The sequence below is a fragment of the Pseudomonas sp. JAI120 genome (assembly GCF_014207255.1).
Taxonomy (GTDB): domain Bacteria; phylum Pseudomonadota; class Gammaproteobacteria; order Pseudomonadales; family Pseudomonadaceae; genus Aquipseudomonas.
The window spans coordinates 884,651-898,664 of sequence record NZ_JACHCZ010000002.1 but is presented as its reverse complement, the minus strand read 5'-3'; the positions used below and the strand labels follow the sequence as shown (position 1 = coordinate 898,664).

Sequence of the window (14,014 nt, the reverse complement as noted above, 5' to 3'; positions counted from 1 at the left end):
AATAAAGAGAACATTTGCCTGGGAGGAGCGGCTTATTAAACCGCTTTTCGCCAAAGGCCCCTCATTGGGCGTGCGCTTATTGGTGCTGGTCGTGCTTTCGGTCGCATTGATGGTGGTCGACGCCCGCTTTGCGCTGCTCAAGCCGGTGCGTAGCCAAATGTCGCTGGTGTTGATGCAGACCTACTGGATCACCGACCTGCCGCAACGTCTCTACCAGGGCGTGGCCAGCCAATTTGGCAGCCGCACCGAGCTGGTTGCCGAGAACGAAAAACTCAAGACCGAAAACCTGCTGTTGCAGGGGCGCATGCAAAAGCTGGCGGCCCTCACCGAGCAGAACGTTCGGCTGCGCGAGTTGCTCAACTCTTCCGCGTTGGTCAACGAGAAGGTCGAAGTCGCCGAGTTGATCGGCATGGACCCCAACCCCTTTACCCATCGCATCATCATCAACAAGGGTGAGCGCGACGGCGTGGTGCTTGGTCAGCCGGTACTGGATGCTCGGGGACTGATGGGGCAGGTCGTAGAGTTGATGCCCTACACCTCGCGGGTCCTGTTGCTGACGGACACCACCCACAGCATTCCGGTGCAGGTCAACCGTAACGGCTTGCGCGCGATTGCCAGCGGTACCGGTAACCCCGAGCGCCTGGAATTGCGTCACGTCGCGGACACTGCCGACATCAAGGAAGGCGACCTGCTGGTCAGCTCCGGCCTGGGCCAGCGGTTCCCGGCGGGTTACCCGGTGGCAACGGTCAAGGAGGTGATCCACGACTCCGGCCAGCCATTCGCCATTGTGCGCGCCGTGCCCACTGCCGCCCTGAACCGCAGCCGCTACCTGCTGCTGGTGTTCAGCGACAACCGGACCCCGGAAGAGCGTGCCAACGACGCCGCCCAGGCCCAGGAAGCGGAAGACAAGAAGAACGGCACTGCGCCGATCATTCCTGCGACCGTGCCCAAGCCTCAGTCGACTACCCCCGTTGTACCGGCGGCAACTCCGGCAGCTACGGCGCCTGTGGCCACGCCGGTCAAGCCTGCAGCCCATAGCGCGCACCCGGTAAAACCGACGGCTGCGAAACCACCTGCCACCACACCTGCCACCACGACGCCTGCTGCGAAGCCTCCAGCCGCCGCCCCGGCAACCACACGGCAGAGGGAGGAATAATGGCCGGTACCCATTCGAGCAATGGCTGGATCGTCTGGCTGACATTCGCCATCGGCTTGCTGCTCAGCGTTTCGCCGCTGCCGCAATTCATGGAGATCCTGCGTCCGCTGTGGCTGGCATTGCTGCTGGCATTCTGGTCGCTGAACCTGCCGCATAAAGTGGGCATGGTTACGGCCATGTTCCTGGGCTTGGCGGAAGATGTGCTGTATGGCACCTTGCTGGGCCAGAACGCGTTGATCCTGACCCTGATTACCTTCCTGATACTGTCGTTGCAGCAGCGCCTGCGGATGTTCCCGATGTGGCAGCAATGCCTGGTGATCCTGGTGATCTTCGGCCTGGCGCAGTTGGTACAGCTGTGGCTCAGTGCCTTGACCGGTAACCGCCAGCCAACCCTGGCGCTCGTGTTACCGGCCCTGGTCAGTGCGCTGCTGTGGCCGTGGATCAGTTTTGGCCTGCGCGGGTTACGTCGCCGCTATAAAATCAATTGAATGGATTGCGAGGCTCTGCCTGGTTATCGAACCCCACAGGGAGAGTCTGCAATGAATTCGCTTTATCTGGCCTCGGGCTCCCCGAGGCGGCGTGAACTGCTGACCCAGATCGGTGTGCCTTTCACTGTGGCCAGCGCCGCGATTGATGAAACTCCCCTTACCGATGAATCGGCTGTTGCCTACGTTGAGCGTCTTGCGCGCGGCAAGGCGGCGGCGGGATTTGCTGCGCTTGGGGAAGGCCCAGGTGCTTGCGTGCTGGGCGCCGATACGGCGGTGGTTGTGGACGGCCAGATCCTTGGCAAGCCTGTGGACCAGGCCGATGCCCTGGCGATGTTGATGGCCTTGGCGGGGCGTGAGCATGAAGTCCTCACCGCCATCGCGCTCACTGATGGCCTGCGCTGTGAAACCCGATGTGTCAGTAGTCGTGTACTTTTTCGTGGGATTTCTGTCGAGGAGGCTACAACCTACTGGCACAGCGGCGAACCCCAGGACAAAGCGGGCGGCTATGCTATTCAAGGGCTTGGGTCGGTGTTTGTGGCCGGGCTCAATGGCAGCTATTCCGCCGTGGTAGGCCTGCCGGTGTGCGAAACCGCGCAACTGCTGGCCCAATTCGGCATACCCTGTTGGCAACACCTTACCGTGCGCTGAGCGCGTGACGTCAGCGCCCAGCCTTAAGCGATCGGTCACTATTGTGAAAACGCCTGAACGAGACCCAGCCATGAGTGAAGAGATTCTGATCAATATCACGCCGATGGAATCGCGCGTGGCGGTGGTAGAGAACGGTGTTCTGCAAGAAGTGCATGTCGAGCGCACCCAGAAACGCGGGATCGTCGGCAATATCTACAAGGGCAAGGTGGTGCGGGTGTTGCCGGGCATGCAGGCGGCATTTGTCGACATCGGCCTGGACCGGGCGGCGTTTATCCACGCCTCGGAGATCTCCCTGCGCGAAGGGCCGGCAGTGGAAAGCATCAGTGCCTTGGTGCATGAGGGGCAGAGCCTGGTGGTGCAAGTCACCAAGGACCCCATCGGTTCCAAGGGCGCGCGGCTGACGACTCAGCTGTCGATTCCGTCGCGCTACCTGGTGTATATGCCGCGCACCGCCCATGTCGGCATTTCCCTGAAGATTGAAGATGAAGCAGAGCGCGAGCGCCTGAAAAAGGTGGTCAGCGACTGCGTGGCCGCCGAAGGTATCAAGGAAGCGGGTGGTTTTATCCTGCGCACCGCCGCCGAGGGCGCCGGCGCTGACGAAATTCTCATGGACATTCGCTACCTGCGGCGCCTGTGGGACCAGATCGGCGCACAGATAAAGACCATCGGCGCGCCGAGCGTGATCTACGAAGACCTGGGCCTGGCCCTGCGCACATTGCGCGACCTGGTCAGCCCCAAGATTGAGAAAATTCGCATCGACTCGCGGGAAACCTTCCAGCGCACCACGCAATTTGTTGCCGAGCTGATGCCGGAAATTGCCGATCGCCTGGAGCACTACCCTGGCGAACGGCCGATCTTCGACCTGTATGGCGTCGAGGACGAAATCCAGAAAGCCCTGGAGCGCAAGGTGCCGCTTAAGTCCGGCGGTTACCTGGTGGTGGACCCGGCGGAAGCCATGACCACCATCGACGTCAACACCGGTGCGTTCGTTGGCCATCGCAACCTTGAAGAGACCATCTTCAAGACCAATCTCGAAGCGGCCACGGCCATTGCTCGCCAACTGCGCCTGCGTAACCTGGGCGGTATCATCATCATCGACTTCATCGACATGGAAGATGAAGAGCACCAGCGCCAGGTGCTGCGCACCCTCGAAAAGCAGCTGGAGCGCGATCACGCCAAGACCAATATCATCGGCATCACTGAGCTGGGCCTGGTGCAGATGACCCGCAAGCGCACCCGCGAGAGCCTGGAGCAGGTGCTGTGCGAGCCGTGCAGCAGTTGCCAGGGCCGCGGCAAGTTGAAGACCCCGGAAACGGTTTGCTACGAGATTTTCCGGGAAATCCTGCGAGAGGCGCGGGCCTATCAGGCCGAAGGTTATAGAGTGTTGGCCAACCAGAAAGTGGTTGACCGCCTGCTGGATGAAGAGTCCGGTAACGTGGCTGAACTGGAGGGTTTTATCGGGCGTACGATTCGCTTCCAGGTCGAAACCATGTATTCCCAGGAACAATATGACGTGGTGCTGCTCTGATCCCCATTCGCTTTCTCTTTACGCGACTCGCAGGCCTTGATCTGCAGTCCGTCTACTGCCTTGAGGGTCGCCTGACATGGAGCGTCTGATACGCTTTTTTGCCGCTTTGACCCGTTGGGGCCTTGGGCTGTGCGCCTTGCTGCTGGTGTTGGCGGCGGTGTATGTGAGCCTGGGGCGTGAATTGACCCCGCTGGTGGCCGAATACCGCGCGGAAATCGAAGCCAAGGCCCAGGCTGCGGTGGACATGCCTGTGCACATCGGCAGCCTTGAAGGCCGTTGGAGCGGCTTCGCGCCCATGTTGCTGGCCCACGACGTGATGGTCGGCGAGGGCAGCAGTGCCTTGCGCCTGGATCAGGTCGAAGTGGTGCCGGATATATGGGCGAGCCTGATGGCGCGCGAAGTGCGTATTGCGCACCTGGAAGTCAGTGGCCTGCAACTGACCGCCAAGGAAGACAAGGACGGCCATTGGGCCCTGCAAGGCTTGCCGATGCAGGATGACCAGCCGCTGGATCCGGAGCAATTGCTCAAGCGCATGCAGATGGTCAAGCGCGTGTCGCTGCTCGACAGCCAGGTCACCCTGCAACCGTTCGACCAGGCGCCGCTGACCCTGACGTATGTGGGCCTGAGCCTGCACACGGGCGTCACCCGCCAGCGCCTGGACGCTCGCCTGACCTTGCCCGACGGCCAGCCTCTTGCCCTGAGCCTGCGCAGTCGCATTCGCGCGAGCCAGTGGAAGGACGCTGAAGTCGAGGCCTACCTGAGCCTGCCCCAAAGCGACTGGGCCAAGTGGATTCCCGCCAGGCTGACCCAGCAGTGGAAACTCACGCAGTTCAAGGCCGGTGGTGAATTCTGGCTGAGCTGGGGTAAAGGCACTGTGCAAAGTGCGGTAGTGCGCCTCAACTCGCCGCAAGTGAAGGGCAGCTACGCCGAGCGCAAGCCGGTCCATATCGAAAACCTTGCACTTACGGCCTATCTGCAACGCAGTGATACCGGCTTGAAGGTGTTGTTTGATTCCCTGGCGATGAGCCTGGGCGAGACCCGATGGGAATCGCGCCTGCAATTGCAGCAGACACTGGCTACCGACAAGACTCAGGAAGCCTGGAAGCTGCAGGCTGACCGCCTCGACCTGACCCCCATCACACCGTTGCTCAACGCCCTGGCGCCGCTGCCGGAAGGTGTCGCCAAGACCGTCGAGCATCTGAAGGCCACCGGCCTGCTGCGTAATGTGCTGGTGGATTTCCGTCCTCAAGACACTACCGATCAAAAAGTCAGCTTTGCCGCCAACCTGGAGCGGGTCGGGTTTGACGCCTACTTCGGTGCGCCGGCTGCGCGCAACGTTTCCGGCAGCATCAGCGGCGACCTGGGCCGTGGCGAGTTGCGCATGGACAGCAAGGATTTTTCCCTGCACCTCGATCCGATCTTCGCCAAGCCCTGGCAGTATCTCCAGGCCAATGCACGCCTGACGTGGAAGCTGGATAAAGAAGGCTTCACCCTGATCGCCCCGTATATCAAGGTGCTGGGGGAAGAAGGCAAGATCGCCGCCGATTTCCTGATTCGCCTGCATTTCGACCACAGCCAGGAAGACTATATGGACCTGCGGGTCGGTATGGTCGATGGCGATGGACGCTTTACCCCTAAATACCTGCCGGCCGTGCTGAGCCCCGCGTTGGATGAGTGGCTGCGCACGGCAATTCTCAAGGGCGCGGTGGATCAGGGGTTCTTCCAGTACCAGGGGTCGCTGAACCACGACGCGTTGCCAGCCGCGCGCAATATCAGCCTGTTCTTCAAGGTGCATGACGCAGAACTGGCTTTCCAGCCGGACTGGCCCCATGTGAACAAGGTCAATGGTGAAGTGTTTGTCGAGGAGACTGGCGTACGCATCCTGGCCAGCAAGGGGCAGTTGCTCGACACCAAGGTCAAGGACGTCTACGTCAATATTCCCCACGCGCCGTCCGGCAAGGAAAGTCATCTGTTGCTTACCGGTGGTTTTGCCGGTGGCCTGGGTGATGGGCTGAAGATCCTCCAGGAAGCGCCAATTGGCACGGCATCCACCTTCGCCGGCTGGAAAGGCGAAGGAGACCTGCAAGGCACGCTGGATCTGGACGTTCCGCTGGTCAAGGGTATCGAGCCCAGGATCGTGGTGGATTTCCAGACTGACAAGGCGCGCCTGCAATTGGCGGAGCCGCCCCTGGACCTGACGCAGCTCAAGGGCAGTTTCCGCTTCGACAGCGCCAAGGGCCTGAGCGGCGAAAAGATTACAGCCCAGGCATTTGACCGGCCGATCACCGCGCAGATCTTTGCCGATGGCAAGCCGGGCAATATCAGTACCCGTGTCGCCGCCAGGGGGCAGGTGACGGTCAAGCGCTTGACGGATTGGTTGAAAGTCAGCCAGCCGTTGCCGGTGTCCGGTGATATTTCGTATCAGTTGCAGCTCAACCTGGACGGTGCCGACAGCCAACTGATGGTCAGCTCCAATCTCAAGGGCGTTGCGGTGGATTTGCCTGCGCCGTTCGGCATGCCGGCCAGCCAGGGACGTGACAGCGTATTCCGCATGACCTTGCAGGGGGCTGAGCGCCGCTACTGGTTCGATTATGGTGAGTTGGCCAACTTCACCTTCGCCGCGCCGCCAGACAAACTCAATGACGGCCGTGGCGAGTTGTTCCTCGGCGATGGTGATGCCGTACTGCCAGGCGCCAAGGGTTTGCGCATCCGCGGCGTGCTCTCGGAACTGGATATCGACCCATGGAAAAAGCTGGTGAACCAGTATGCTGGCAATGACCCTGGTGGCAGTGCCAAGCAACTGCTGAGCGGTGCCGAATTCAAGATTGGCAAGCTCACCGGTCTGGGTACCCAGTTCGATCAGGTCAACCTGCTGCTGGATCGCAAGTCCGCTGCCTGGGGCTTACAGTTCGACAGCCAGCAGGCCAAGGGGGCCGTGAACCTGCCGGATGCCAAGGGCGCGCCGATTGCGGTCAACCTGCAATACGTGAAGCTGCCGGCGGTGGACCCGACGGTACAGGCTGATGAAAATGCACCGGACCCGTTGGCCAGTATTGATCCCAAGGATATTCCCGCGCTGGATATTGCCATTGACCAGCTGTTTCAGGGGCCGGACCTGATTGGCGCCTGGTCGCTCAAGATCCGACCAACTGCCAAGGGCCTGGCGTTCAATACGCTGGACCTGGGCCTCAAGGGCATGCAACTCAAGGGCGCCGGCGGATGGGAAGGGGCTCCGGGTGACAGCAGCAGCTGGTACAAGGGCCGCCTGGACGGCAAGAACATCGCCGACGTACTCAAAGGCTGGGGCTATGCGCCCACGGTCACCAGCGAGAACTTCCACCTGGATGTGGATGGGCGTTGGCCGGGTTCGCCGGCCTGGGTCGGGCCAAAGCGTTTTTCCGGCAGCCTGGATGCGGCGTTCCGTAAAGGTCAGTTTGTCGAGGTGGAAGGTGGCGCCCAGGCGCTGCGGGTATTCGGCCTGCTCAACTTCAACTCCATCGGGCGCCGCCTGCGCCTGGACTTCTCCGACCTGCTGGGCAAGGGCTTGAGTTATGACCGGGTCAAGGGGCAATTGGTCGCCAGCAATGGCGTGTTCGTGACGCGCGAGCCGATCACCATGACAGGCCCGTCGAGCAACCTGGAGCTCAATGGCACCCTGGACCTGGTGGCTGATCGTGTCGATGCCAAGTTGCTGGTGACGTTGCCGGTGACCAACAACCTGCCGATTGCCGCGCTGATCGTGGGCGCGCCGGCGATTGGTGGCGCACTGTTCCTGATCGACAAGCTGATCGGTGACCGTGTTTCGCGTTTCGCCAGCGTGCAATACAAGGTGGAAGGCCCATGGAAGGATCCAAAAATCACCTTCGACAAGCCCTTTGAAAAACCAAACTGAGAGCCTGTGGAGTAGCATGGCCCCATGCCTTTTATGGAGTATCGGCCCATGTCCTTTGCGGTAATTCAAATGGTCAGTCAGAGCGATGTGCTGGCCAACCTGGTCCAGGCCCGGCGCTTGTTGGAGCAAGCGGCGGCGCGCGGTGCGAAGCTGGCGGTGCTGCCGGAAAACTTTGCCGCCATGGGCCGCCGCGACGCCGCGGATATTGGCCGCGCCGAGGCACTGGGCGAAGGTCCGATCCTGCCGTGGTTGAAACAGACCGCCCGTGACCTCACCTTATGGATAGTGGCTGGCACATTACCGTTGCCGCCCAAGGACCATCCACACGCCAAGCCCAACGCCTGCTCGCTGCTGATTGATGATCGCGGCGAAGTCGTTGCCCGTTACGACAAGCTGCATTTGTTCGATGTGGATGTGGCGGACGCCCGGGGTCGCTATCGGGAATCCGATGACTATGCTTTCGGAAGGAATGTGGTGGTGGCGGATACGCCGGTTGGCCGTTTGGGCCTGACGGTCTGTTACGACCTGCGCTTCCCTGAGCTGTACAGCGAGCTACGCGCAGCGGGGGCTGAATTGATCACCGCGCCCTCGGCCTTTACCGCCGTCACCGGCGCTGCCCACTGGGACGTGCTGATTCGTGCGCGGGCCATCGAGACCCAGTGTTACCTGCTGGCGGCCGCCCAGGGCGGTGTGCATCCGGGGCCACGGGAAACCTATGGACATGCGGCGATTGTCGACCCGTGGGGTCGGCTGCTGACACAACAGGATCAAGGCGAAGCGGTGTTGCTGGCCGAACGCGATAGCAGTGAACAGGCGTCGATACGGGCGCGCATGCCGGTGGTGAACCATCGGCGCTTTTTCTCGCAGGGCGCACAGCGACCTGCTTCAGAACGATGAATTTAAGGCCAAACCTATGAGCGAGTTGTTGTCCTCAGTCAGTGAACACCTCCTGGCGCCCGGTGGCGTGACCATCGAAAGCTTGCAAACCGTGCTTGGCGACCTGGCCGGGCCAGGCATCGATGCCGCCGACCTGTATTTCCAGGGGCAGATCTCCGAGTCCTGGGCCCTGGAAGATGGCATCGTCAAGGAAGGCAGTTTCAATCTTGACCAAGGTGTAGGCGTACGTGCGCAATCCGGTGAAAAGACCGGTTTCGCCTACAGTAACGCGATCACCCTGGAGGCGTTGGGCCTGGCCGCGCGTGCTGCGCGTTCGATCTCCCGTGCGGGCCAAAATGGCACCGTGCAGGCGTTCAGTACCCAGGACGTGGCGCAGTTGTATGCCCCGGACAATCCCTTGGAAGTGATCAGCCGCGCGGAAAAGGTCGAGCTGCTCAAGCGTGTCGACGCCGCCACTCGCGCCCTGGACCCGCGTATCCAGCAGGTCTCCGTGAGCATGGCCGGTGTGTGGGAGCGCATCCTGGTGGCGTCCACCGACGGTGGCCTGGCGGCGGACGTACGGCCGCTGGTGCGTTTCAACGTCAGCGTGATCGTCGAGCAGAACGGCCGCCGCGAGCGTGGCGGCCATGGCGGCGGCGGGCGTACCGACTACCGGTACTTCCTCACCGACGACCGTGCGATGGGCTATGCCCGTGAAGCCTTGCGCCAGGCGTTGGTGAACCTCGAAGCCATTCCGGCGCCGGCCGGCACGTTGCCGGTGGTGTTGGGCTCGGGCTGGTCCGGCGTATTGCTGCACGAGGCCGTGGGCCATGGCCTGGAAGGCGACTTCAACCGCAAGGGCAGCTCCGCCTACAGCGGGCGCATGGGCGAGATGGTTGCATCCAAGCTCTGCACCATTGTCGATGATGGCACCCTGGCCGGTCGCCGTGGCTCGCTGAGTGTCGATGATGAAGGCACGCCAACCGAATGCACCACCTTGATTGAAAACGGTGTGCTCAAGGGCTACATGCAAGACAAGCTCAATGCCCGTCTGATGGGCGTGGCACGCACCGGTAATGGCCGTCGCGAATCTTATGCGCACCTGCCGATGCCACGCATGACCAACACCTACATGCTCGGTGGCGAAAGCGACCCGGCGGAGATCATCGCCTCGGTGAAGCGCGGTATCTACTGCGCCAACCTCGGCGGCGGCCAGGTGGATATCACCAGCGGCAAGTTCGTGTTCTCCACCAGCGAGGCGTACCTGATCGAAGACGGCAAGATTACCGCGCCGGTCAAAGGAGCAACGTTGATCGGCAATGGCCCTGAAGCCATGAGCAAGGTGTCGATGGTCGGCAACGACCTGGCCCTGGACAGTGGTGTGGGCATGTGCGGGAAAGATGGGCAGTCGGTGCCGGTAGGGGTCGGCCAGCCAACGCTGAAAATTGATGCGATCACCGTGGGTGGCACGGGGTCGTAAGGGGTGGAGCTTCGGGTGGCGAAGATCGCCACCCGGGGAAGGGCATCAACGCAGGCCGCGTTGAGTCTCGTCCAGCTCACGGATGTATTTGAAGATTTTACGGCTGGTGGCCGGCGCCTTGTTATGCGCCTGCTCGTGCTGGGCCTGACGGATCAGGGAGCGCAGTTGCTGGCGGTCCGCGTCCGGGTAATCCAGCACGAATTTCTCCAGCACCGCGTCATCGCCCGAGATCAGGCGGTCACGCCAACGTTCCAGGTTATGGAAACGTTCGTTGTACTGGCGAGTGGAGGCATCGGTTTGATCAAGCAAGGCGAGAATGGCGTCAGTGTCCTGATCGCGCATCAGCTTGCCGATAAACATGATGTGCCGTTTACGCGCGATATTCGCGGTGTGCTTGGGCGCGTCCGCAAGCGCCCGGCGCATTTCGTCGGTCAGTGGCAGTTTTGCAATCAAGTCTTTCTTGAGCGTTGTAAGGCGCTCGCCCAGGTCAACCAGAGCATGCAGCTCACGTTTGACCTGGGTTTTGCTTTTCTCCCCATCGAGGGAGTCGTCGTAAGAATCAACCATGGTGGCAGTCCGCAAAGAAACGCCGCCATGATAACCAGTCGGGGGCCGCTTGTCCGGCCCGGTCGCTCGATGGCCTTAACCGAAAGCAGAATTTGAGTGGAGAAAACCATGAGTGCAGCCCAAAGCGTCGGTCCGCAAGCGTTACCGGCCCTGCAGGAACAAGTCGAACAGATCCTTGCCGAGGCCAAGCGCCAGGGGGCCAGTGCCTGTGAAGTGGCGGTGTCGCTGGAGCAGGGGTTGTCGACGTCGGTCCGTCAACGGGAAGTGGAGACCGTCGAATTCAACCGTGATCAGGGCTTTGGCATCACCTTGTACGTGGGGCAGCGCAAAGGTTCGGCCAGTACGTCGGCCAGCGGTCCGGAGGCTATACGCGAAACGGTTGCCGCCGCGTTGGCGATTGCCCAGCACACCTCCGAGGATGAAAGCTCGGGCTTGGCCGATAAGGCGCTGATGGCCAAGGACTTGAAGGATTTCGATCTGTTCCATGCCTGGGATATCACGCCCGAGCGGGCCATCGAGCTGGCGCTGACCTGTGAAGCGGCAGCGTTCGATGCCGATACCCGCATCAAGAACGCCGATGGAACCACGTTGAACACTCACCAGGGCTGTCGCGTATACGGCAACAGCCACGGGTTTATTGGCGGGTATGCGTCCACTCGCCATAGTTTGAGTTGCGTGATGATCGCCGAGGCCAATGGCCAGATGCAGCGTGATTACTGGTACGACGTAAGTCGTCAGGGTGAATTGCTGGCAGACCCGGTCAGTATTGGTCAACGTGCCGCACAACGTGCCGCGAGCCGCCTGGGCGCGCGCCCGGTGCCGACGTGTGAAGTGCCTGTACTGTTTTCGGCGGAGCTGGCAGGCGGTTTGTTCGGCAGTTTCCTGGGGGCCATTTCTGGCGGCAATCTTTATCGCAAGTCTTCGTTCCTTGAAGGGGCGATCGGCCAGACGTTGTTTCCCGAGTGGCTGACCATCGATGAGCGTCCGCACTTGATGCGTGCCATGGGCAGTTCGGCGTTCGACGGGGACGGCCTGGCCACGTATGCCAAGCCGTTCGTCGAAAACGGTGAGCTGGTGTCTTACGTACTCGGCACCTATTCAGGCCGCAAACTCGGCCTGCCAAGCACTGCCAACGCCGGCGGCGTGCATAACCTGTTCGTGACCCATGGCGACGAAGACCAGGCGGCGCTGTTGCGTCGCATGGGACGTGGTCTTTTGGTGACCGAATTGATGGGCCATGGCCTGAATATGGTCACTGGGGATTATTCACGTGGTGCGGCGGGTTTCTGGGTGGAAAACGGTGAGATTCAGTTCGCCGTCCAGGAAGTGACCATCGCCGGCAATATGCGCGATATGTTCAAGCAGATCGTTGCCGTGGGGAATGACCTGGAGCTGCGCAGCAATATTCGCACAGGCTCGGTGCTGATCGAGCGGATGACCGTCGCAGGCAGTTAATCCCGCTGCAGCTTCACAAAAAGGCGCGCCTTCTTACGAATGGCGCGCCTTTTTTGTGGACGTGTTTCAGGAGGTTTGAGGTGTCGCTCTTGTTTTGATTCTCAATATCATTTAATAATAAATATCATTACCGGATGAGTGTGGATCATGAGTTCTGTCCTGCATGAGGATCCTTACCTGGAAAGCTGGCGCTGGATGAGTCGCCAGATTCGCTGTGGTCTGGATCCCAATGAACCTCGCCTGATCGAACATTACCTCAACGAGGGCCGATACCTGGCGTGTTGTACCGCGACCCATCCGTGGACCATCGCTGAAACCTCATTCCGCCTGCTGATCGACACCGCCAGCGATATTGCACTGCCGTGGCATTGGCGCTCCATTTGCCTTGACCAGGCCTGGCGCCCATTACGCGACCTGGAAAAACTCTCTCACTGTGCCTGCCGCCTCAAGCGCTGGCAGACCTTTGCCTGGCAATTGGCGACCTGCGAATTGCTGCCATCAATCTCTCACTCCGACTTGGTGCAAGGATCTAACGATGAGTAACACCCGTATCGAACGCGACAGCATGGGCGAACTGCAAGTCCCCGCCGAGGCCTTGTACGGTGCGCAAACCCAGCGCGCGGTGAACAACTTTCCGATCAGCCACCAACGCATGCCGGCGCAATTCATTCGCGCACTGATCCTGGCCAAGGCGGCGGCTGCCAAGGTCAACGTCGACCTCAAGCAGATCAGTGAAGGGCAGGGCAAAGCCATCGTCGATGCCGCCCAAGGCTTGCTCGAAGGCGATTATATGCAGCACTTCCCGGTGGATATCTTCCAGACCGGTTCCGGCACCAGTTCGAACATGAACGCCAACGAAGTGATTGCGACGCTCGCCAGCCGTTTGCTTGGCGAAGCGGTCAATCCCAACGATCATGTGAACTGTGGCCAAAGCAGCAACGACATCATTCCGACCACCATCCACGTCAGTGCTGCGCTGGTGCTGCACGAGCAAACGCTGCCGGCCTTGCAGCATCTGGTGCAAGTGATCGAGCAGAAAGCCGAAGAGGTTCACCCGTTCATCAAGACCGGCCGTACTCATCTGATGGATGCCATGCCCGTGCGCATGAGCCAAGTGCTCAACGGCTGGGCGCAGCAACTCAAGGCCAATATCGGCCACCTGCAGGACTTGTTGCCGGCCCTGCAGGCTCTGGCCCAGGGCGGTACCGCTGTTGGCACCGGGATCAACGCACATCCGGAGTATTCGGCACGTTTCAGCCAACAGTTGAGCAGCCTGACCGGCGTGAAATTCACCCCCGGCAAGAACCTGTTCGCATTGATCGGCTCCCAGGACACTGCCGTCGCCGTCTCCGGCCAGTTGAAGACCACCGCCGTATCGCTGATGAAAATCGCCAACGACCTGCGCTGGATGAACTCCGGCCCGCTGGCCGGCCTGGGGGAGATCGAACTGGAAGGCCTGCAGCCGGGGTCCTCGATCATGCCAGGCAAGGTCAACCCGGTGATTCCGGAAGCCACGGCCATGGTGGCTGCACAAGTCATCGGCAATGACACGGTGATTACCGTTGCCGGCCAATCCGGCAACTTCGAATTGAACGTGATGCTGCCGATCATTGCCCAGAACCTGCTCAGCAGTCTCGAATTGCTGGCCAACGCCAGCCGCCTGCTGGCGGACAAGGCCATCGCCAGCTTCAAGGTCAACGAAGCCAAGCTCAAGGAAGCGTTGTCGCGCAACCCGATCCTGGTCACCGCACTCAACCCGATCATTGGTTACCAAAAGGCCGCCGAGATTGCCAAGAAGGCTTATCAGCAAGGCCGTCCGGTGATTGAGGTGGCCCTTGAGCACACCGACCTGCCCCGTAACCAACTGGAAGTCCTGTTGGATCCGGAAAAACTCACGGCTGGCGGCGTGTAATCACCGACCCTG

General features: G+C 60.9%; 11 protein-coding genes. 10 read left to right on the top strand and 1 reads right to left on the bottom strand.

Annotated features, from left to right (window positions below; genetic code table 11):
• Nucleotides 1–34 precede the first annotated feature (34 nt).
• The 7 genes from mreC (at nucleotide 35) to tldD (ending at nucleotide 10,068) form a co-directional block, all read left to right on the top strand.
• Nucleotides 35–1,156, top strand: a complete 1,122-nt coding sequence (mreC, locus tag HDC32_RS15975) for a rod shape-determining protein MreC (RefSeq protein ID WP_145335341.1) — start codon at nucleotides 35–37, stop codon at nucleotides 1,154–1,156.
• Nucleotides 1,156–1,644, top strand: a complete 489-nt coding sequence (gene mreD / locus HDC32_RS15970; protein ID WP_131698435.1) for a rod shape-determining protein MreD — start codon at nucleotides 1,156–1,158, stop codon at nucleotides 1,642–1,644. Before mreC ends, mreD begins: the two co-directional genes overlap by 1 nt.
• A gap of 51 nt (nucleotides 1,645–1,695) precedes the next feature.
• A complete protein-coding gene (locus tag HDC32_RS15965; RefSeq protein ID WP_184744646.1) occupies nucleotides 1,696–2,292 on the top strand; it encodes a nucleoside triphosphate pyrophosphatase in 597 nt (198 codons plus the stop codon).
• Between the two features lie 70 nt (nucleotides 2,293–2,362).
• Nucleotides 2,363–3,820, top strand: coding sequence for a ribonuclease G (gene rng, locus HDC32_RS15960; protein WP_010213134.1), 1,458 nt, complete (start codon nucleotides 2,363–2,365; stop codon nucleotides 3,818–3,820).
• Nucleotides 3,821–3,896: 76 nt separating this feature from the next.
• Nucleotides 3,897–7,712, top strand: a complete 3,816-nt coding sequence (locus HDC32_RS15955) for a YhdP family protein (RefSeq protein WP_184744643.1) — start codon at nucleotides 3,897–3,899, stop codon at nucleotides 7,710–7,712.
• A gap of 48 nt (nucleotides 7,713–7,760) precedes the next feature.
• On the top strand, nucleotides 7,761–8,609 hold the full coding sequence (locus HDC32_RS15950) for a carbon-nitrogen hydrolase family protein (protein WP_131698432.1): 849 nt from the start codon (nucleotides 7,761–7,763) through the stop codon (nucleotides 8,607–8,609).
• A 16-nt stretch (nucleotides 8,610–8,625) separates the two neighbouring features.
• The gene (gene tldD / locus HDC32_RS15945) at nucleotides 8,626–10,068 is read left to right on the top strand and encodes a metalloprotease TldD (RefSeq protein WP_131698431.1); all 1,443 of its coding nucleotides are present in this window, start codon (nucleotides 8,626–8,628) and stop codon (nucleotides 10,066–10,068) included.
• Between the two features lie 45 nt (nucleotides 10,069–10,113).
• Here the strand turns inward: tldD and yjgA are convergent, their stop codons facing one another.
• Complete coding sequence (yjgA, locus tag HDC32_RS15940; protein ID WP_017138246.1) at nucleotides 10,114–10,635, bottom strand: ribosome biogenesis factor YjgA; 522 nt, start codon at nucleotides 10,633–10,635, stop codon at nucleotides 10,114–10,116.
• 108 nt (nucleotides 10,636–10,743) lie between these two features.
• On the opposite strand from yjgA, the gene pmbA reads away from it, so the two are divergent.
• The 3 genes from pmbA (at nucleotide 10,744) to HDC32_RS15925 (ending at nucleotide 14,002) form a co-directional block, all read left to right on the top strand.
• Nucleotides 10,744–12,090 carry a metalloprotease PmbA gene (pmbA, locus tag HDC32_RS15935; RefSeq protein WP_131698430.1) on the top strand — a complete coding sequence of 449 codons (1,347 nt, stop codon included), beginning with the start codon at nucleotides 10,744–10,746 and terminating at the stop codon, nucleotides 12,088–12,090.
• Between the two features lie 147 nt (nucleotides 12,091–12,237).
• Nucleotides 12,238–12,633: a FagA protein gene (locus HDC32_RS15930; protein ID WP_131698429.1), complete on the top strand. Its 396-nt coding sequence runs from the start codon at nucleotides 12,238–12,240 to the stop codon at nucleotides 12,631–12,633.
• A complete protein-coding gene (locus HDC32_RS15925) occupies nucleotides 12,626–14,002 on the top strand; it encodes an aspartate ammonia-lyase (RefSeq protein ID WP_184744641.1) in 1,377 nt (458 codons plus the stop codon). The genes HDC32_RS15930 and HDC32_RS15925 overlap by 8 nt, the downstream gene beginning before the upstream one ends.
• The last annotated feature ends 12 nt before the right edge of the window (nucleotides 14,003–14,014 follow it).

Bases quoted from the DNA above. Each gene is read 5' to 3' on its own strand.
- mreD (WP_131698435.1), top strand. From the start codon at position 1,156: ATGGCCGGTACCCATTCGAGCAATGGCTGGATCGTCTGGCTGACATTC.
- HDC32_RS15965 (WP_184744646.1), top strand. From the start codon at position 1,696: ATGAATTCGCTTTATCTGGCCTCGGGCTCCCCGAGGCGGCGTGAACTG.
- rng (WP_010213134.1), top strand. From the start codon at position 2,363: ATGAGTGAAGAGATTCTGATCAATATCACGCCGATGGAATCGCGCGTG.
- HDC32_RS15955 (WP_184744643.1), top strand. From the start codon at position 3,897: ATGGAGCGTCTGATACGCTTTTTTGCCGCTTTGACCCGTTGGGGCCTT.
- HDC32_RS15950 (WP_131698432.1), top strand. From the start codon at position 7,761: ATGTCCTTTGCGGTAATTCAAATGGTCAGTCAGAGCGATGTGCTGGCC.
- tldD (WP_131698431.1), top strand. From the start codon at position 8,626: ATGAGCGAGTTGTTGTCCTCAGTCAGTGAACACCTCCTGGCGCCCGGT.
- yjgA (WP_017138246.1), bottom strand. From the start codon at position 10,635: ATGGTTGATTCTTACGACGACTCCCTCGATGGGGAGAAAAGCAAAACC.
- pmbA (WP_131698430.1), top strand. From the start codon at position 10,744: ATGAGTGCAGCCCAAAGCGTCGGTCCGCAAGCGTTACCGGCCCTGCAG.
- HDC32_RS15930 (WP_131698429.1), top strand. From the start codon at position 12,238: ATGAGTTCTGTCCTGCATGAGGATCCTTACCTGGAAAGCTGGCGCTGG.
- HDC32_RS15925 (WP_184744641.1), top strand. From the start codon at position 12,626: ATGAGTAACACCCGTATCGAACGCGACAGCATGGGCGAACTGCAAGTC.